This window comes from Micromonospora sp. NPDC049580, from assembly GCF_040675595.1.
Lineage (GTDB): Bacteria > Actinomycetota > Actinomycetes > Mycobacteriales > Micromonosporaceae > Micromonospora.
Genome location: NZ_JBFAPG010000070.1, coordinates 1 through 18,473, shown reverse-complemented (window position 1 = coordinate 18,473; position 18,473 = coordinate 1). Strand labels below are relative to the sequence as shown.

The window sequence follows — 18,473 nt, the reverse complement described above, 5'->3', positions numbered from 1 at the left end:
GCGCGGCCGTAGCGGCCTGGGCACGAACATGCGCGGGGCCGTTGCAATGCCACAGATCGCCGCGCGGGTCACGGTAGGACCGGGCATGTCACGCTCGCACGCTGTCGCCTCCGGGCAGGGGCGTGTGGCGGCGGGGCAGGTGGACGTTAGCTTTGTCGGCGATGACGGGCAGGACCGCAGCGAGCCGCTGGACCAGTGCTGGATGCGGCCATTCGAGGCTGCTCGCCCGATAGACGCGACCCGGTCGAAGCGGGGCGCGAAGGGTTTCGCGGGTTTGTGGTGGTTCGCCACGACCGCGGATCACGTCGGCTATGAATCGTGGCTGCAGCGGGATCATGTCATGGCGTGGGACTTCGACCCGACGGTCATGTCGCTGGTGTCACGGCCGTTGCGCCTGACGTGGCAGCGCGACGACAAGATCGTCACCCACACACCGGACTTCTTCGCGCGGCTACGCGACGGCACGGCAGTGGTGATCGAGGTGCGGTCGCAGCGTCGCCGCGGACGCGGCGAGCAGCCGATGGTGGAACCGATCGTGTACGCGTGCCAGCAGGTCGGATGGACGGTGTGGCGCGTCGATGTCATGGACCCGGTGCGGACAGCGAACCTGCACTGGCTGTCGGGCTATCGGCATCCGCGCTGCCTCGACGCTCGGTGGACGGCTAGCCTGCTACGGGTGTTCGCCGAGGGTGCGGCGCTGATTGACGGCGCGCGTCAGGTCGGGGATCCCATCGCCGTGCTGCCCACGCTATTTCATCTGCTCTGGCGACAGGCACTGCACACCGACCTGGACGCCGCACCCATCGGCGCGGAATCGCTGGTGCACGGCGGCGGCATCTGATGGCAGGGGTGTCGCGACCACGGATGCTGCGCGCTGGTGACGAGGTTCGGCTACGAGGCGCGCGGTACACGGTGGCGTCAGTGACGGGCAGCGGAGTGCGGCTTGAAGACGTCGTCGGCGCGCAGACAACCCTGCCGCTGGGCGAGGTGCTCACCGGTCGCGATCTGGAATGGGTGTCCACGCCGCGCGGCGCCGCTCCCCTACCCCCGGCTGGGATGCTCGAGGTCGTGCCCCAGCCAGTCATGGCGCGTGCGCGGTGGTGGGAGCGGCACCTGATCGAACTGCTGACCGGCGTGGCGCCGGATGCGGCACACGATTCGACGCCACAATCTGGCTACGATCCGCGCCGGCACACGCTGCGCCAGCGTGAGCTGGCCAAGCTGACCGAACTGCGGGCGGCGGGTCACTCGGTCAGCTTCGCCACGATCAAGCGGCTGCGGGCGGCGTACGAAAGGCAAGGCCTGTGGGGGCTGGTCGACCAGCGCTATGCGCGGGTGTCTGGCCCCACCGGACGAGTTGACCAGCGGGTTGTCGACGCGACGGTGCAGGCGATCGACGAGGAGACCAACCGCTCTACGGGAACGGTGAAAAGGCTGGCGCGGCGGGTCACACAGATCCTGGCCGCCGAGCACGGCAACACCGCTCCGGCGCTGCCGTCGACGGCGACGTTCTACCGCTTGGTAGGTCGACTGGCGCAGGGCAGACACACGTTCGGCTCGGCCAAGACCCGCCGGTCGCTGGCAAAGTCCCCGAAAGGGCCATTCGGGTCGGTGTCGGCGCTGCGCCCCGGCCAGTGGGTGCACATCGATTCCACACCGATTGATGTACGGGTGGTGTTGGACAACGGTGTGATCGACCGGGCGGAGCTGACGTGGCTGGTGGACTTGGCCACCCGCAGCATTCCGGCGGCGGTGTTGCGGCCAACAACCAAAGCCGCCGATGCGGCGGTGTTGCTGGCGCGGGCGCTGACGCCGGAGCCGATGCGCCCGGGCTGGGTCGACGCGGTACGCATGTCACGGTCGGTGTTGCCGCACCGTCGCCTCACCGCTTTGGACGACCAGCTGACGCACGCCGCCGCCCGGCCGGTGATCGTTCCGGAAACCATCGTCTGCGACAACGGTAAGGCGTACGTGTCGCAGACGTTCCGCACCGCCTGTCGGGCGATGGGCATCAACCTCCAGCCCACCCACCTGGGCTCGCCGTGGGAGAACAGTGCCGTCGAGCGCAGCTTCAACTCCGTGGGCACCCTGTTTGCCCAGTACGTCGCCGGCCACGTCGGGCGTAGCGTCGAACACCGAGGCAAGAGCGCCGAGAAGAACGCGGTGTGGTCCATCGTTGAGCTGCAGGCACTGCTGGACGAATGGATCGTCACGGTCTGGCAAAACCGGCCGCATGACGGGCTGCGTAACCCGCTGGCCCCGGACACAGCCCTGACGCCCAACGAGCAGTATGCCGCTCTGGTCGAGGTCGCCGGTTACGTGCCGGTCGCATTGAACGCTGACGACTACGTTGAACTCTTGCCAGTTTCCTGGAACAGGATCGGCCGCGCCGGCATCAAGCTCAACCGACGCACCTACGACGACAACGCGCTCGACGCGTACAACCTGCGCGGCGAACACTCGGGGGTCACCGCGAGGGACGGGCGGTGGGAGGTCCACTTCGATCCGTACGACATAACCCGCATTTGGGTGCGCAACCACCGAGACGGCGGCTGGATCACCGTTGGCTGGAAACACCTGCGCAGCGCCCCGATGCCGTTCGGCGAGGTGGCCTGGCAGCACGCCCGCAACATCCTGCGGCGTCGCGGCGAGGACACCGCCACGGAGGCGCAGATCGCCGCGGCCGCCGCGCAACTGCTCGACCGGGCCGAACAAGGCCCGGAGCCAAAGGCCACCACGCCACGGGATCGGCGCGTCGCCGGACGCACTCGCTCCACGAACGCACCCTCAGGCCCGCGCCCGAACCCGTCCGAGCAACAGGACACGGCGCAGGCCGTTCCCACCGCTCGTGAAGAGAACCCTGAACCGCTGGCGGAGGTGATCCCCCTGCCGCTGTTCGACGCCCGCGAGGAGGCCCGCAGGTGGAGTTTCTAAACGACGTCAGCCAACTGGAAGACCGACCGCAACCCACCACCACCATGGAAGGCTGGCAGCGGTTCGTCGAAGCCGATCCGGCCAACGTTGCCCTGCTACCCAAGGGCGACTGGTCGGCGCTGACTGCGCAGCAACGTCTGATCTATGACGAGGCGCGGATCGCGTACCACGCCGAACTGGTGGTGGTCACCACGTCCGCGATCCGCGAGATCACCAATCAGGGCCGGCTGCTGGCACTGCTCAACCAACGGGAGAACGGCGCCCGCCGCGGGCTGATCGTTTCCGGTGCGGCGGCGACCGGCAAGAGCACCGCCATCAAGCAGCTCGGCCGGCTGCACGAACTGCGCACTCGAGCCCGGCATCCCGACACCGAACGCATCCCCGTGGTCTACGTGACAGCACCTCCGAAAGGCTCGCCGCGGAAGCTGGCAATGGAGTTCGCGCGATTCCTCGGCCTGCCCAGAGTCACGTCTCGTGCCAACGCCACCGACATCGCCGACGCCGTCTGCCGGATCCTGATCGACGTTCGATGCGAGATCGTCATCGTCGATGAGCTTCATAACATCAACATGGCGACCACTGCGGGCGAGGACCACTCCGACCACATGAAGTACCTCACCGAGCACCTGCCCGCGACCTTCATCTACGCCGGCATGGACATCGAACGGTCCGGGATGTTCACCGGCGTACGTGGCCGGCAACTCGCCGGACGCTGCGTCCTGGTCAACACTGGCCCGTTTCCCCACCACAACGAGTGGAAACAGCTCGTCGCTAGCATGGAAAGTGCGCTGCGACTGCACCACCACAAGCCCGGCACGCTGACCGCGTCGGCAAAGTACCTGCACCAGCGCACCAGGGGCATGATCGGCAGCCTGTCACACCTTATTCGCGCCGCGGCGATACGTGCGATCCTCGACGGAACCGAGACCATCTCGCGGGACGCGATGGACGCGGTGCGCATCGACCACGCCGCAGAGTCCTCCGCCCGCCGCGCCGGTTCGCGACAATGATCCCGGCGACCGCCAGCTGGGGGCAGCCGCAGCTACGGCGGCTGCCCCGACGCATCCCCCCGGTACACGACGAGACGCTCGAGTCGTACATCGGCCGGCTCGCGGCGAGAAACTATCTGTCCCGCGCTGACCTCGCGGCCCACCTCACGCCGCGGCGCCAGGGCAGCCGCCGCGGCGTTATCGCGTCGGAGTCCCTCGCGGCGGTCACAGGATTCGCCGAGCCGCGGCTGGCCTACGCCTTGCCGGAGATTCGCCAGCGCGTCCCGTACTGCTACGCGCCGCCGATGATCGGACAGGTCGTCGGCAGCTACCCCAACCGGCGGCATCCGTTATGCCGACGGTGCGCGGGCACCACCGGCCCCGTGACGATCTGGGCACGATGCGACTACAACGTCTGCGTCCGTCACCAGCTGTGGGTCGGCGACGGTGTCTCACAATCAGCCGACCAGGTCGACGTGGCCGACATGCCCGAGACTGTCCAGGCGCAGGTGCGGCTGCAGCGGCTTATCCGCCGCCGCGGTTACCCCCGCGTGCGCTACTACTTCTCCGACGCCTGCGCGATCGAACACTGGGGCTCGCGCAACCCGTTTGCCTTGACCCCACGCAACGAGCGCATGCGGCGCCTGCACGCCCGCGAGCACGCGGAGTTCCTACCCTTGTCCTACGGCTACGCGGCGCAGTACCCCGAGGTCGTCCCGATCTTGTCCGTGATTTCCTCACCGTATTGGCGTCGCATGGCCAAGTCGCTCGAGATCACGGACCGCTTCCGCTTTTACGACGAAATCCTCAAGGAGCGTCCAGTGCACCCCTCCAGGTACAGCCACGGTGGACTCGCCTCATGGATCAACCACGAGCGAAACCCAACCGGGCCCGCTGACCCCGACGGCGAGCGAACCCTGCGCCGGCTTTATCTGGGCACCGCCGGAGTGCTGCAATTGCATGACCCCGCGGCCGATGCACCTCACCGTCCCCTGAGAGCGCAAGCATAACTATCAAGAACAGCATCGCACCCGGTCCGGACCCTGGACTCAAGAGCCAAGACCAAACTGACCTCTCCCTACGAGCGGCTCCCCTCGTCATCGCGTGACTGCTGCTGGTGACGACTTCGCGCGTGAGGTAAAGCCCACTGATAAAGTGGCTTCGCAGGACGCCCACGGGCTCCCGCGCCCGCCGAGAGACCCGCTCCCGCGGGTCTCTCGTGCTTTGTCGCAATCTTGCGGCGGACGGGCGTGGACGTCGTCGCGTAGTCATCAGCACCGAAGGCAGTGGACCTTCGTGGTCGGCGAGGGTGACATCGCGGCCGCCGGCCGCCGTGCGGGGCGTATGCGGGTGGAGGCAGCCGAACCCGCCGGTGGCGTAGTGCGTGATGCCACCGACCGCCACTGCGAAGCAACTCTCACCAACCTTTCGAACTCATCCCGTTAGGAGCCACAATCCTTGCAATTCACCACACTTGCTCCGGCCGCACAGGCAGCCCTGCTCCCCAGAGAGGCCAAACCAGTTCAATGCGAAGCCCTGGACTCGAAGTCCGCGTTTGGCCCGAGATAATGAGAAAGCTTGCACCTGGCCCGAGATAATGAGAGCCATGACTCTTCAGGGATTCTCACTAACTTGGGCCACTGCAGATCAGGAGCTATCCGTGTGGCTCAGGTCAACTGAGAAATGACACGTCGATCTACTGGGGAGATTCCCAGCATCCTTCGGGGAAAGAAGCACACGTGTCACTGTGGAAGAAGACCGCGGTGGTGACGCTCTCGGCGATCACCGCACTCAGCGCCTCAGCCTGCGGCGTGGCGTCCGGCTCGTCCGAGGCGCCGAAGCAGCCCAGCGTCCTTGAGCTGCTCGCCAGCGACCTCAAGGGATCGCTGCAGAAGACGATGGACGTCACCGACAAGAGCGATTCGGTGACGATGACGATGACGGGCACGGTCGGCGGCGAGAAGATCTCCATGCAGGGTGTCATGGACCTGGGTGACCCGGTCAAGGCCGAGATGACGACGGCGGACCCGGACGGCGACACGACGACCATCCGGTTGATCGGCACCGTGATCTACGTCGAGGTGCCGACGAAGGACCGCGCGAGCATGGGCGGCAAGCGCTGGATGAAGATGGACATGACCAGCATCGGCCAGCAGGCGGGGATGGACTTCAGCAAGCAGTTCGAGGACATCGACCCGACCAAGCAGGTCAAGACGCTGCTCGCCGCCGAGGGCGTGACGGTCATCGGTGCGGAGACGGTGAACGGGGCGCGTACCGTCCACTACACCGTCACCACTCCGGTGGCGACGCAACTGGCTCAGGTGGACGCCAAGCTGCGGGCCGGCGTCGAGAAGCAGTTCGCCGCGGCGGGCGTCAAGGAGATCAAGGTCGACCTCTGGGTCGACGAGCAGTACCGGCCGCGCCGTGCGGGCACCGTCATGGGCGCGATGGGCGACATGGTGGTCGACTACACCGACTACGGCAAGGCGGTGACCATCGAGACGCCGCCGGCGGCGGAGACCAGCGACTTCGCCGAGATGCTGCAGGGGTTGAAGAACCTGGGTGCCGGCAGCTGACCGCAGCCGCGAGAGTGCCCGGTCGGCGAGGGTTCTCGTCGGCCGGGCACTGCCCGTTTCCGCGTCGCCTCTCCCCCAGCCCGGATCGGCCATGATCGCCTGTGCGGGGGCGCCGTGCGCGGTCGGTCACTCGAAGTGGTCGGCCAGCTTTCGCAGTTTGCTGACGTACGCCGGCCAGTCGTACCCGTCGGGGATGCTGGTGCCGTCCTGGTGCCAGCCGATTCCGCCGTCGTGCTGCTCGCGCATGATGTCCGCCTGCCCGGCGTGCCGGGCGAGGTCGCCGGTCACGTGCATGATGATCCGGTCCAGGGTCACGTCCTGGTGCCCTGGCCGCCACCAGGGCACCTGCCCGGGCGCGTCGAGCGGCAGCTGGTCGATCGTCTCGTCCGCGAACAGCGCGACCCGGCGGTACAGGTCGATCAGGCCGTCCTTCGTCTCGTCCTCGCGCGCGTACCAGTCGGCCTGCGGGTCATCGTCGAATGCCTCCAGCGGAACGAGTTCCTCGGGCGTCGGGAACTGGCGGCCGAAGGTGGGCCCGAAATAGCCGGCTTCGACGTTGAGGCAGTGTTTGACGATGCCGAGCAGGTTGTTGCCGGTCACGGTGCGGGGTGTTCTGGCCTCGCGTTCGCTCAGACCGTCGAGCTTCCAGATGAGGTCGTCGCGCGTCCGCCGCAGGTAGTAGTGCAGCGCGGCTTTCGTGTCGCTCAGGTCAGCCATGCCGGCCATTGTCGCGCAGGAGCTGCGCCGTCGTGTGCCGTGGCATGGGCGAGGTCAGCGTCCGGTGTAGCCAGTCCTGGGTGAGCGCGCGCAGCAGTGCTGGTTGTTCGAAGGGCAGGTAGTGCCCGGCGGCGTCGATCGTGGTGAAGGTGCCTCGGGGGTAGCGCCGCATGGCGTGGAACTGGTCGGTGTAGCCGACGATGCCGTCCTGGCGGCCGGTGAGGACGCTGACGGGGCCGTCGTAGGGGGTGTCGGTGGCCTCGTCGGGTAGCGCGTACCCGGGGTCGGTGCGCAGTGTCTGGAGGAAGGTGTCGTCGCCGGGGCCGCCGGCGTGCAGGGCGGCGAGCACGGTGGCGACGACGGCCGGGGTGCGGTGGCCGAGCGCGGTGTCGAGGTGGGTGCGCAGTTCGGTGGGGGCGTTGTCGAGCCAGCCGGCGGGTCCCGGGGGTGGGCGGTGGTCGGGCAGGGTGCGGCTGGCCGGTGCGATGGTGATTCCGGGGCAGACGAGGAGCAGGCCGCGGACCAGGTCGGGGCGTTGGCGGGCGATGCCGGCGGCGAGGTAGGCGCCGTAGGAGGCGCCGGCGAGCAGGACCGGTGCGTCGACGTGGTGGTCGAGCCATGCGCAGACGGTGTCCAGCAGGGCCTGGGAGGTGGGTGGGCAGGTGGCGGGGCTGTCGCCGTGGCCGGGCAGGTCCAGGTATGTCGCGCGCAGGTCGGCGCCGGCGAGGGCGGGGCTGAAGGCGGTGGCCGTGGCGGTGCGGGTCATGCCGAACATCGGCAGGCACACCACCTCGGGGTCGGCTGCGGCGGATCGGTCGACTGCCAGGTTCATTCGGGGGTCCTCCCCTGTCGCGCGGAGCGTTGCTGCCCGTCTTCGGTCGTGGCGGATACGCGGGAGGGGGTGGAACGTCGGGGTTGGCGGGCCTTAGGATGATCGAGATTCGTCGATCAGGGTTGGGTGTCGCCCGCGTCACACCCTGATCGGTGGACTTCTCAGGGTGTGCGCCGTCGCTGTCGCCGACCTCACGTGTGTCGTTGCCGGGGAATTCCTCCTGTGGGCTCGCGGTTGTCCGTTCGGAAGATCAGGTTTCCACATGATCGGATGGAAGTGCCATGCACGTGCGCTCAGACGCGGTAGTGCTGTTCGGCGTGACAGGTGATCTCGTCTCGAAGAAGCTGTTTCCGGCGCTGTACGAGTTGACCCGACGTGGTCGGCTCGATGTCCCGGTGATCGGGGTGGCCCGCTCCCCCTGGGACGATCAGCAGTTGATTGCGACCGCCCGCAAGTCGGTGGCCGAGGCGAGTGACGAGGTGGACGACGAGGCGTTCGACGCCCTGGCGGGCAACCTGTCGATGATCTCGGGCGACTACGCGGACCCGGTGACGTACGAGCGGCTGGCGGAGCGTCTGCGCGACGCCGAGCGTCCGGTCTTCTATCTGGCGATTCCGCCGATGGTGTTCGGTGCGGTCGTGCGGGGGCTGGCGGCGGTCGGGCTGGCCGATCGTGGTCGGGTGATCGTGGAGAAGCCGTTCGGGCGTGACCTGGCGTCGTCCGCGGAGTTGGATCGGACGTTGCGGGGGGCCTTCGATCCGACGCGGGTGTTCCGGATCGACCACTACCTGGGCAAGGAGGCCGTGGAGAGTCTGTACGCGTTCCGGTTCGCCAATCGGCTGTTCGAGCCGTTGTGGAACAGCGAGCACATCGACAACGTGCAGGTCACTCTGGCCGAGGGTTTTGGCACGCAGGGTCGTGCCGGGTTCTATGACACCGTGGGCGCGACCCGTGACGTGTTGCAGAACCACATTCTCCAGGTGGTCGCGTTGATCGCGATGGACGCGCCAGCGGGTGACGACATGGACGCGTTTCGTGAGGCGGAGGCCGCGGTTCTGCGGCAGATCGAGGCGTTGTCGCCGGAGTTGACGGTGCGGGGGCAGTACGCGGGCTACCGCGACGAGCCGGGTGTCGCGCCGGATTCGAACACGGAGACGTTCGTGGCGACCCGGTTGACTGTCGACTCTCCCCGCTGGGCGGGTGTGCCGTTCTATCTGCGGACGGGCAAGTCCCTGGCGGGGACGGCGACCGAGGTGGTAATCGAGTTCAAGCAGCCGCAGCGTGCGCTGATCCCTGCCGCGGGTGGGGCGGCGGCGCCGGCGAATCTGCTGCGGTTCCGGCTGGGTCGTGGGGACGGCATCACGATGTCGATTCAGGCGAAGAGCCCGGGTGCGGAGGTGGCGAGCCGTCCGGTGGACCTGTCGGTGGACTTCGGGGCGGCGCTGGGTCGCCGTCAGGAGGCGTACGAGCGGTTGCTCGACGATGCGATGGACGGGCAGCATCTGCGGTTCGCGCGGGCGGAGACGATTCGGCAGGAGTGGCGCATCGTCGAGCCGATCCTGGATCTGGCGACCCCGGTGCGGCCGTACGACAGGGGTGGTTGGGGTCCGGCGGAGGCCGACGCGTTGGCCGGCGGCTGGCACGTGCCCGACCTGGGGTAGCCGGCGGGGATGGGCTGAGTGACCGCTCAGCTCACCGGAGGGACCGTCCGGCGACGGTGAGGTTTGCCGCGGGCGTGGGGTGTGGGCATGTGGGGGTGTCTCACGTCCTCTTCGGAGAGGAAGCAGCGCATGCTTTCCGCACTCGATCGTCGGCACACCGTCGCGCCGCCCGGCTACAGCCGGTGGCTCATTCCCCCGGCGGCGTTGGCCATCCATCTCTGCATCGGCCAGGTTTACGCGACAAGCGTCTACAAGAACTCGTTGATCGCCCACTTCGACACCGGTCAGACCGCGATCGGGGTGATCTTCAGCATCGCGATCGTGATGCTGGGGTTGTCCGCGGCGGTGGCGGGGACGTGGGTGGAGGCGAACGGGCCGCGTAAGGCCATGTTCGTCTCGGCCTGCTTCTGGGCGACGGGCTTCCTGGTCGGGTCGCTGGGCATCGCCACGAAGCAGCTGTGGCTGCTGTACCTGGGCTACGGCCTGCTCGGCGGCATCGGTCTGGGCATCGGGTACATCTCCCCCGTCTCGACGCTGATCAAGTGGTTCCCGGACCGGCCGGGTCTGGCCACCGGTCTGGCGATCATGGGTTTCGGTGGTGGCGCGATGGTGGCCTCTCCCCTGTCGCGTCAGCTCCTGTCGTTCTACGACCCCGGTTACGACCCGTCCAACGCGGGCTCGACGGCGTCGGGCAGCGCGCTGGTGTGGCTGTTCGTGACGCTCGGCCTGGGCTACTTCGTGATCATGATGTTCGGGGTGGCGAACGTGCGGGTGCCGGCCGACGGGTGGCGTCCGGCCGGCTTCGACCCGGCGGCGGTGGCGGCGAAGCCGCTGGTGACCACGGCGAACGTGTCGGCGGCCAACGCGGTGAAGACCCGCTCGTTCTGGCTGCTGTGGGTGGTGCTGTTCTGCAACGTCACGGCCGGGATCGGCATCCTGGAGCAGGCCAGTCCGATGATTCAGGACTTCTTCCGGGACAACGGGACGTCGGCGGTGTCGGTGGCGGCGGCCGGCGGGTTCGTGGGTCTGCTGTCGCTGTTCAACATGGCGGGCCGGTTCGTCTGGTCGTCGACGTCGGACGTGATCGGCCGCAAGCCGATCTACCTGGTGTACCTGGGTGTGGGCATGGTGCTGTACGCGCTGCTGGCCGTGTTCGGGCAGACGGCGACGGCGCTGTTCGTGCTGTTCGCGTGCGTGATCCTGTCGTTCTACGGCGGCGGGTTCGCGACCGTGCCGGCGTACCTGCGGGACCTGTTCGGGACGTACCAGGTGGGTGCGATCCACGGGCGGCTGCTGACCGCCTGGTCGGCGGCGGGGATCGCGGGGCCGCTGATCGTGAACGGGTTCCTCGACGCGCAGGGCAAGCCGGGCACGTTGACGGCGGCGGCGTACCGGCCGGCGCTGTTCACCATGGTGGGCGTCCTCGCGGTGGGCTTCGTGGCGAACCTGCTGGTGCGGCCGGTGCCGCAGCGCTATCACGAACCAGCGGCGGAGCAGGGCGTGGACGACGACACGACGGTCGAGAGGAGTGGTACGCGATGAGTGACGACGGTCGGCACGGGCAGCAGGCCCGGTTGTGGATTTCCTGGCTGGTGGTGGCGGTGCTGCTCGGCTACGGGGTCGTGCAGACGGTGATCACGGCGGCGAAGCTGTTCACTCACTGAGCGGTGAGCCGGGGCGCGCGGCGCCCCGGCTCACAGGCCGCCGGAGACGCGCAGGACGGTGCCGGTGGCGTAGGAGGCGTCCGGGCTGAGCAGCCAGGCGATGGCGGCGGCGACCTCGTCGGGTTCGCCGGCGCGACCCAATGGGATGCGGCCGGCGGCGCGGTCGGCGCGGTCGGGTACGCCGGAGTCGGCGTGGATGTCGGTGCGCACGATGCCGGGGGCGACGCCGTTGACCCGGATGCCGCGCGGGGCGAGTTCCTTGGCCAGGCCCACGGTGAGGGTGTCGGTGGCGGCCTTCACGGCGGCGTAGTGCACGTACTCCCCCGGGCTGCCGAGGGTCGCGGCGGCCGAGGACACGTTGACGATGGCGCCGCCGTCGGTGAGGCGGCGGGCGGCCTGCTGGGCGCAGAGGACGTACCCGATGAGGTTGACGTCGACGACCCGGCGCAGGTCGTCGACGCGCAGCTCGGTGAACGGGCCGATGGGGCTGGTGACGCCGGCGTTGTTGACCAGCCCGGTGAGCGGGCCGAGCTGGGCGGCGGCGTCGAACAGGGCGGCGACCTGGTCGGGGTCGGTGGTGTCGGCGCGTACCGCGATGGCCTGCGCGCCGGCCGCGTGCAGGTCGGCCAGGACGGTCTCGGCGGCGGTGTCGTCGCGGCGGTAGCACAGGGCGAGGTGGTGCCCGGCGGTGGCGAGTCGGCGGGCGGTGGCCGCGCCGATGCCGCGACCGCCGCCGGTGATGACGGTGACGGGTGGTGCCACGATGCCTCCGGGGCTGTCGGGTGGGGTGAGCCGACGCTACCGTGACCGGCGCGGGTTGGTCGTCGAGAGGAGGGTCACATGCGGCGGGCGTTGGTGCTCGGCGGTGGCGGGGTGACCGGGGTGGCGTGGGAGTTGGGCCTGTTGGCAGGGTTGGCCGAGCGGGGTGCGGCGGTCACCGACGCTGATCTGGTGGTGGGCACATCGGCGGGTTCGGTGGTCGGCGCGCAGGTGCGCTCCGGGGTGCCGCTGCAGCGGTTGTACGAGGAGCAGTTGGCCCCGCCGACGGGTGAGGTGGCGGCGCGGCTGGGGTTCTGGGCGGTGGCGCGGCTGGTGTGGGCCGGTGGTCGTACGCGGGACGCGGTGCGGTCGAGGGCGCGTATCGGGGCGATGGCGGTGGCGGCGCGTACCCCGTCGGAGGCGTCGCGGCGGGCGGTGATCGAGGCGCGGTTGCCGGCGCGGGAGTGGCCGGCGCGGCGGCTGCTGGTGACGGCTGTCGACGCGGCGTCGGGTGAGTTCGTGGTGTTCGACGGCGCCGACGGGGTGTCGTTGGTGGACGCGGTGGGTGCGAGCTGCGCGGTGCCCGGGGTGTGGCCGCCGGTGACGATCGGGGCGCGTCGTTTCGTCGACGGTGGGATGCGCTCGTCGGTGAACGCGGATCTGGCGGCGGGCGCGCAGCGGGTGCTGGTCCTCGCGCCGACGTCGGCGGCGTTCGGGCCGATGCCACGGTTGGCGGCGCAGGTGGCCGAGCTGCGGGCGGCCGGGTCTCAGGTGGTGGTGGTGACGCCGGACGCGGGGGCGCGTACGGCGATCGGCCGCAACGTGCTGGACCCGGCGCGGCGGGCCGGCGCGGCGCGGGCCGGGTGGGCGCAGGCGGCGACGGTGGCCGACGAGGTGATGGCGCTCTGGGTGTGATCGCTTACGCTCACCGCGCGTTCGATCGGACAACGGAGGTGCGCGGTGGCGGGTGTGGGTGTCGGCGATGTGGTGCAGGACTTCGAGCTGCCGGATGAGACGGGCACGCCGCGGCGGCTGTCGGAGTTCCTGGCGACCGGGCCGGTGGTGCTGTTCTTCTACCCGGCGGCGATGACCCGGGGGTGCACGGCGGAGAGCTGTCACTTCCGGGACCTGGGCGCGGAGTTCACGGCGTTGGGCGCGTCGCGGGTGGGCATCAGCCGTGATCCGGTGGCGAAGCAGGCGGAGTTCTCGACGCTGCACGGTTTCGATTATCCGTTGCTGTCGGATGCCGACGGGACGGTGGCGCAGGCGTTCGGGGTCAAGCGGCGGGTGCCGCTGGGGCCGCTGAGCACGAAGCGGATGACGTTCGTCATCGGCGCCGACCGGCGGGTCATCGAGGTGATCCACAGTGAGGTCAGCATGAACGACCACGCGGACCGGGCGCTGCGGGCGCTGGGCGGCTGAACCCCCTTGCGGCGGCTGTCGCAGCCGACTGGTATCAAGACAGCAATCAAACAGGTGTACGGAAGAGGGTTGTGATGGATGCCGGCCAGGGTTTGTCTACTGACGAGGTGCAGAGCATCCGGGAGGCGTTGGCGGCCGGTCGTAAGCCGCGGGTGGTGTTCACCGCGTCGGCGGGGCAGATCGCCGGCCAGGTCGGCCAGGTGGTCGAGCTGACCGATCCCGAAGTGTCCGACGAGTTCGTGGTGGTGCGTTTCGGCCGCGACGAGTTGCCGTTCTCCCCCGCCGACCTGGCGGTGGCGCCCAAGGGCGCGGGTCGTCGGGTGGCGGAGCCGAAACCGGAGCCCGAGCCGGAGCCGGCGGCGGTGGCCGCGCCGGAGTTCGTGTTGGACACGCCGCGGGTGCCCGCGCCGCGACAGGAGGAGCCGAAGGTGGAGCAGACCGAGAAGGCCACGCCGGCCCGGCGGGTGGTCAAGGCCGCCAAGCCGAAGAGCCCCGCCGGTCTCACGGTCACCCTGGCGTACGCCGACGGCGAGTGGACCGTCGCCGCGCAGCAGGGCAGCAAGGCCCTCGCGAAGCCGTACGTGGTGAAGCCGGCCGAGGCGTTGAAGATGGTGGCGCTTGTCGACGTGCCCGGTGTGCAGGAGGCGGTGGAGCAGATCCTGGGCACCGAGCGGGCCGAGGCCGAGCAGCAGGCGGAGAAGCTGCGCGCGGAGCTGGCCGAGATCGAGGCCCGGCTCGCGGAGTTGCGCGAGGCCCGCTGAGCGCTGCGCGCGTAGGGTTTTCGCTGGTCGCGGCGGGTCTGCCCCGGTGGGGTGGGCCCGCCGTGGCGGTGTCGGCGTCAGCGGCCGCTGTGGTGCTCGAGCAGTCGGGTGAGCAGGCGGGTCAGCTGGTCGCGTTCGGCGCTCGACAGGGGTGCGAGCAGGTCGTCCTGCACGCGGGCGACGGTGTCGGCCATCCGGTGGGCCTCGTCGGCGCCGGCCTCGGTGAGGCTGATGACGTTGCGGCGACGGTCGGCCGGGTCGGGGGCGCGTACCACGAGTCCCCGACCGGTCAGGTCGTTGACGGCGGCCACGACGTCGCTGCGGTCGATGGCGCAGCGACGTCCCAGGTCGGCCTGGCTCGCGGGTCCGCTCTCGGCCAGTGCGGCGAGCAGCCGGTAGTGGTAGCCGCGCAGGTCGTGCGCGGCGAAGCCGGCGCTGATGAGTCGTCCGGCGTGGGTGGCGGCCTGGTTGAGCAGCCAACTCGGGGTGGTCCGCAGCCCGGCGGGTGACTGCGGGGCGGTGGCGTCCATGGCGGCAGCCTAACAGTAATCGTTGGCGTGACCCACAAACCGTGTTACGTTGGTTCTACCAACGTTGGTGAAGCCAACGTTTCTGAAGGAGGCATCGTGTCCACTCTCAACGGTCAGGTCATCGGTCAGGCCCACTTCGCCACCCGGGCCCTGCTCGAACGCGCCGTCGCGCCCCTGGGCGTCGACTTCGGCCAGGTCCTCACCCTCAACGCCCTCGCCGCCGGCCCCGTCGCCCGCACGCGTCTCGTGCAGCGCATCACCAGCACCCGCAAGGTCGACGAGTCGGCCGTGCACGAGATGATCACCGGCCTCGTCGACGCCGACCTGGCGCGGCTCGACGACACCGCCGAGCCGCAGGTACGGCTCACCGACGCCGGCCACGCCACCCAGGCCCACATCGCCGACGCCGTCGAGGGCATCACCGCCCGGCTGTACGGAGACATCCCGCCCGCCGAGGCCGACGCGGCCGCCCGCGTCCTCTCGCTCATCACCGAGCGGGCCAACAACGAACTGGCGGGCGTCGCCTGAACCGACAGGGGCTCAGGTGAGTCGGTTCGTGGCCGCCCGGATCTTCAGCCAGGACGGGTCGGTCGCGGAGGTTTCACTGACCGCGTTCAGGTCGCCCGACTGCCAGACCCGCGTCCCGTCGGTGAGGTCGAGTTGGTCCATGTCGACAACCGACGCCTCGGCGGTGCCGGCGGAGGGTGTCCGCTCGAACCGTTCATAGCCGATGTCCTCGACGTAGACGGCCGAACCCACGCCGAGGGCTCCGCACTCCCGCAGATGTCCGTCCCCGTACTCCCAGATCCGGATCGCCGGACGGTCGTCGTCCCAAGCCGCCACCAACGGAAGGCGCGGATGGGACAGCAGCCGCTGCACCGTCGCTCCAGACCGGACACGAGCCAGGATTTCCACCGGCACACCTTAGCGGCGAGGCGGACGGCCACCCGTCCCCGCCGGGGACGGTCCTTGCCCGAGCGCACGCCGCACGGGCCGTCAGAAGTAGTCGAGCAGTTGTGCCGGGCCGCCGGTGCCCAACAGGTCCAGGGCGGACGGGTCCGCGTCACCGGCACAGTCCAGCAGGCCGGCCTGCGCGACCGAGCGGGCGCGGGCCGCCCCGGCGTAGAGCAGCGCGAAACCGCGCACGTCCAGCCGCAGGTCCGCCTCGCCGCTGATCCGGGTCAGCTCGGCGGCGCCGTCGGCGACAGCCAACCGCCAGGCGCCGGTGTTCCAGTCGGCGAGCGGATCGGTGAGGTGGAAGTCGACGGCGCCCCGGGCGTGCACGGGCCAGCCACGCGCGCTCACCGCCCGGGCCACGTCCACCGGCCGGTGCATCCACAGGTCCCGCGCGTGGTCGCGGGCCGCCTCCAGCGGCAGGTGGGCGCTGACGGCGTCGCCGTCGAGCGGGCACAGCCGCAGCGTCGGCGCGACGCTGGCCCAACTGCCCAGCACACCAACGAGTTCCCGGGCCGCGTCGGCGGTGACGGCCAGCACCTCGTCGACGGTGAGCACCGAATCGGCGCCGTAGCCGCGGCCCCGCTGCCAGGTGGCGTAGCCGACCAGGTCGCCGTCGGCCTCGACGAGGGTGAGACCGTCGCCGGGCAGGTCTCCCTTGGCGTTGAAGTGGTCGAACAGCGCGCCTTGGCGGGTGAGCATGCCGTTGCGGTGGCGGGAGACCCGCTCGTACAGGTCGGCGACGGCGTCCAGGTCGGCGGGCGTGCCGGCCCGTACGCTCAGGTGCGCGGCGGGCCGGCGCCGGGGCAGCGCGACGGTGCTCAGGTCGACGGTGCGCAGCACGCCGGCGGCCTCCCAGCCGCAGGAGCGGTAGGGGGCGGCGACGGTCGGGTACAGGGCGCTGACCGCCGCGCCGCGCTCGTGGGCGCCGCCCAGCAGAGCGGTGAGCAGGGCACGGGCCACCCCCCGGCCGCGGGACTCGGGTGCGACCGCCACACCGCCGACGTCGGCCGCCGGGACCGCCCGCCCGGACCACCACTGGTCGTGGTGCAGGTCGACGGCCTTGCCGACGAGCCGACCGCTGCCGTCGAACGCGCCGTAGCGGATCATGCCGGGCACCTCGACGCTCGCGTGCGCGGGCCGCTGCGGGTTGGAGCCGAACGCGAACCGCCCCAACTCCCAGGCGGCGTCGAGGTCGTCGGTGGTGAGCTCACGAACGTGCACGGCGTCGGGCATCGGCACACCCTAGCGGGCCGGATCCGCGCCGACCGCCGATTTTCTGGCGGGTGCGATGCCGGCTGGCCGGGGCCGCGTGTTCGGTGTCCGAGCCGTGCCCGCGTGGACCGGATCAGGCAAGCGCATCGGTCAGCCCGAGTGCGTCCAGCACCTCGATGAGCGCCTGCCGGTCGTGCGCGAGCTGCGGAACGTACTCGGTGATTCCCACTCCGATCACCTCGTGGTGGGCGCGCAGCGCGGTCAGCGACCGCGCCAGCGCGGCGGCTGTCACGCCACCGGGGGTGGGGACGGCCACGGCCGGCAACGCGGACGGGTCCAGCACGTCCAGGTCGAGGTGCACGTACACCGCGGCGCCGGGCGGGGGCAGCGCGGCCAGCCGGGTCGGCTGCGCGCCCAGCGTCGGGGCGTCCACCACCGTCAGGTCGTGCCGGTGCACGTACTCGACCTCGACGGGGTCGAGGTCCCGGACCCCCACCAGGGCGACCTGCCCCGGCGAGAGGCAGCGGGGCGCCGGCAGCACGCCCTGCGCGTCGTCGTCGAGCAGCAGCCGCAGGGGCATGCCGTGCGCGGTTGCGCTCGGCGAGCTCGCGGGCGTGTTGAGGTCGCCGTGCGCGTCGATCCACAGCACGAACAGCCGTTGCGCGTACCGACCCGCGAGGTGGGCCACCGACGCGACCTCGACCGCGCAGTCCCCACCCAGGGTCAGCAGCCGCCGCGGACGGTGCCGCGCGAGCACGTCACGGTGCGCGCGGTACGCGTCGACAACCGCAGCCCGGTGCCGGACACCGCCCTCGCGCTCCGATCCGCCGGCCGGCACCGGCACCGTGACCCGCCGCGTCCCCGGCACGGTGAGGGCGGCCAGCGCGGCCGGGCCCTCGCACACCCGGAGGTCATCCGCGCCCTGCCACATCGGCACCAGTACGTCGAGATCCCGGCTCCACATGGCGACGATCTTTCCAGCGGCCTCTCGCTCCTGGGCACCGTGCGACCCCGCCCGCCGGTCAGTGCTGCGGGATGTTGGCCACGCCGATGCGCTTGCGGAACACCCAGTACGTCCACCCCTGGTAGGCAAGCACCACCGGCGTGAAGATCACCGCCACCCAGGTCATGATCTTCAGGGTGTACGGGGTGGAGGCGGCGTTGGTGGCCGTCAGCGTGCCGGCCGCGTCCAGGGTGGAGGGCAACACGTTCGGGAACAGCGCCGCGAACAGGGTCGCCACGGCCAGGCCGATCGCCACGGCGGTGCCGGTGAACGCCCAGCCCTCCCGGCGTACCCGAGCGGCGGCCACGCCACCGAGCAGGGCGAGGGCCGCGCCGACGGCGAGCACGACGGCGGCCGCGCTGGAGCGGATGCTCAACGTCCAGGTCAGGAACGCGATGTTCGTCTGCCACGCCAACCTGTGCCGCTCGCCGATGGCCGAATACCTGGCCCGCCGGT

20 protein-coding genes are annotated in these 18,473 nt (G+C 70.3%); 12 read left to right on the top strand and 8 right to left on the bottom strand.

The genetic code is table 11. The annotated features are described in order from the left end of the window. The 5 genes from AB0J68_RS09090 to AB0J68_RS09070 all read left to right on the top strand — a co-directional run. The coding region (locus AB0J68_RS09090; RefSeq protein WP_363937372.1) for a TnsA-like heteromeric transposase endonuclease subunit at positions 1–841 on the top strand (841 nt) is incomplete at its 5' end. An 80-nt stretch (positions 842–921) separates the two neighbouring features. Further along, the gene (locus AB0J68_RS09085; protein WP_363937369.1) at positions 922–2,934 is read left to right on the top strand and encodes a Mu transposase C-terminal domain-containing protein; all 2,013 of its coding nucleotides are present in this window, start codon (positions 922–924) and stop codon (positions 2,932–2,934) included. Further along, positions 2,922–3,944 (top strand): TniB family NTP-binding protein, encoded by a 1,023-nt coding sequence (locus AB0J68_RS09080; protein WP_363937367.1) that lies wholly within the window; start codon positions 2,922–2,924, stop codon positions 3,942–3,944. The genes AB0J68_RS09085 and AB0J68_RS09080 overlap by 13 nt, the downstream gene beginning before the upstream one ends. Further along, positions 3,941–4,933: a TniQ family protein gene (locus AB0J68_RS09075; protein WP_363937364.1), complete on the top strand. Its 993-nt coding sequence runs from the start codon at positions 3,941–3,943 to the stop codon at positions 4,931–4,933. Before AB0J68_RS09080 ends, AB0J68_RS09075 begins: the two co-directional genes overlap by 4 nt. A 729-nt stretch (positions 4,934–5,662) precedes the next feature. Next, positions 5,663–6,499, top strand: a complete 837-nt coding sequence (locus AB0J68_RS09070) for a hypothetical protein (protein WP_363937361.1) — start codon at positions 5,663–5,665, stop codon at positions 6,497–6,499. Positions 6,500–6,625: 126 nt separating this feature from the next. Here the strand turns inward: AB0J68_RS09070 and AB0J68_RS09065 are convergent, their stop codons facing one another. Both AB0J68_RS09065 and AB0J68_RS09060 read right to left on the bottom strand, forming a co-directional pair. Further along, positions 6,626–7,216, bottom strand: a complete 591-nt coding sequence (locus AB0J68_RS09065; protein ID WP_363937358.1) for a DinB family protein — start codon at positions 7,214–7,216, stop codon at positions 6,626–6,628. Then, complete coding sequence (locus AB0J68_RS09060) at positions 7,209–8,048, bottom strand: alpha/beta hydrolase (protein WP_363937355.1); 840 nt, start codon at positions 8,046–8,048, stop codon at positions 7,209–7,211. The genes AB0J68_RS09065 and AB0J68_RS09060 overlap by 8 nt, the downstream gene beginning before the upstream one ends. 281 nt (positions 8,049–8,329) lie before the next feature. Here AB0J68_RS09060 and zwf point away from each other — a divergent pair, with 281 nt between their 5' ends. The 3 genes from zwf to AB0J68_RS09045 all read left to right on the top strand — a co-directional run bounded on the left by zwf (position 8,330) and on the right by AB0J68_RS09045 (position 11,373). Next, complete coding sequence (gene zwf, locus AB0J68_RS09055) at positions 8,330–9,709, top strand: glucose-6-phosphate dehydrogenase (RefSeq protein ID WP_363937352.1); 1,380 nt, start codon at positions 8,330–8,332, stop codon at positions 9,707–9,709. Positions 9,710–9,838: 129 nt separating this feature from the next. After that, positions 9,839–11,251, top strand: coding sequence for an OFA family MFS transporter (locus AB0J68_RS09050; protein WP_363937349.1), 1,413 nt, complete (start codon positions 9,839–9,841; stop codon positions 11,249–11,251). Then, positions 11,248–11,373, top strand: coding sequence for a hypothetical protein (locus tag AB0J68_RS09045; RefSeq protein ID WP_255473694.1), 126 nt, complete (start codon positions 11,248–11,250; stop codon positions 11,371–11,373). The genes AB0J68_RS09050 and AB0J68_RS09045 overlap by 4 nt, the downstream gene beginning before the upstream one ends. Before the next feature lie 30 nt (positions 11,374–11,403). Here the strand turns inward: AB0J68_RS09045 and AB0J68_RS09040 are convergent, their stop codons facing one another. Then, the gene (locus AB0J68_RS09040) at positions 11,404–12,135 is read right to left on the bottom strand and encodes an SDR family oxidoreductase (RefSeq protein WP_363937346.1); all 732 of its coding nucleotides are present in this window, start codon (positions 12,133–12,135) and stop codon (positions 11,404–11,406) included. 78 nt (positions 12,136–12,213) lie between these two features. Between AB0J68_RS09040 and AB0J68_RS09035 the strand changes: the two genes are divergently transcribed. The 3 genes from AB0J68_RS09035 to AB0J68_RS09025 all read left to right on the top strand — a co-directional run bounded on the left by AB0J68_RS09035 (position 12,214) and on the right by AB0J68_RS09025 (position 14,315). Beyond that, complete coding sequence (locus tag AB0J68_RS09035; protein WP_363937344.1) at positions 12,214–13,047, top strand: patatin-like phospholipase family protein; 834 nt, start codon at positions 12,214–12,216, stop codon at positions 13,045–13,047. 45 nt (positions 13,048–13,092) lie between these two features. Beyond that, positions 13,093–13,554, top strand: a complete 462-nt coding sequence (locus AB0J68_RS09030) for a peroxiredoxin (RefSeq protein ID WP_355068063.1) — start codon at positions 13,093–13,095, stop codon at positions 13,552–13,554. Between the two features lie 74 nt (positions 13,555–13,628). Beyond that, complete coding sequence (locus tag AB0J68_RS09025) at positions 13,629–14,315, top strand: hypothetical protein (protein ID WP_354855292.1); 687 nt, start codon at positions 13,629–13,631, stop codon at positions 14,313–14,315. Between the two features lie 77 nt (positions 14,316–14,392). On the opposite strand, the gene AB0J68_RS09020 is transcribed toward AB0J68_RS09025, so the two are convergent. Beyond that, positions 14,393–14,845 (bottom strand): MarR family transcriptional regulator, encoded by a 453-nt coding sequence (locus AB0J68_RS09020; RefSeq protein ID WP_363937341.1) that lies wholly within the window; start codon positions 14,843–14,845, stop codon positions 14,393–14,395. 96 nt (positions 14,846–14,941) lie between these two features. Here AB0J68_RS09020 and AB0J68_RS09015 point away from each other — a divergent pair, with 96 nt between their 5' ends. Then, on the top strand, positions 14,942–15,373 hold the full coding sequence (locus tag AB0J68_RS09015; protein WP_363937338.1) for a hypothetical protein: 432 nt from the start codon (positions 14,942–14,944) through the stop codon (positions 15,371–15,373). Positions 15,374–15,385: 12 nt separating this feature from the next. Here AB0J68_RS09015 and AB0J68_RS09010 read toward each other — a convergent pair whose 3' ends face one another. From AB0J68_RS09010 to AB0J68_RS08995, 4 genes are all read right to left on the bottom strand, one after another. After that, positions 15,386–15,760 carry a hypothetical protein gene (locus AB0J68_RS09010; RefSeq protein ID WP_354855289.1) on the bottom strand — a complete coding sequence of 125 codons (375 nt, stop codon included), beginning with the start codon at positions 15,758–15,760 and terminating at the stop codon, positions 15,386–15,388. 81 nt (positions 15,761–15,841) lie between these two features. Beyond that, positions 15,842–17,035, bottom strand: a complete 1,194-nt coding sequence (locus tag AB0J68_RS09005; RefSeq protein WP_363937335.1) for a GNAT family N-acetyltransferase — start codon at positions 17,033–17,035, stop codon at positions 15,842–15,844. A 112-nt stretch (positions 17,036–17,147) separates the two neighbouring features. Continuing rightward, positions 17,148–17,978 carry an arginase family protein gene (locus tag AB0J68_RS09000; RefSeq protein ID WP_363937333.1) on the bottom strand — a complete coding sequence of 277 codons (831 nt, stop codon included), beginning with the start codon at positions 17,976–17,978 and terminating at the stop codon, positions 17,148–17,150. A gap of 58 nt (positions 17,979–18,036) precedes the next feature. Then, positions 18,037–18,473, bottom strand: a 437-nt coding sequence (locus AB0J68_RS08995) for a cytochrome d ubiquinol oxidase subunit II (protein ID WP_363937330.1), incomplete at its 5' end; no start/stop codon positions are given.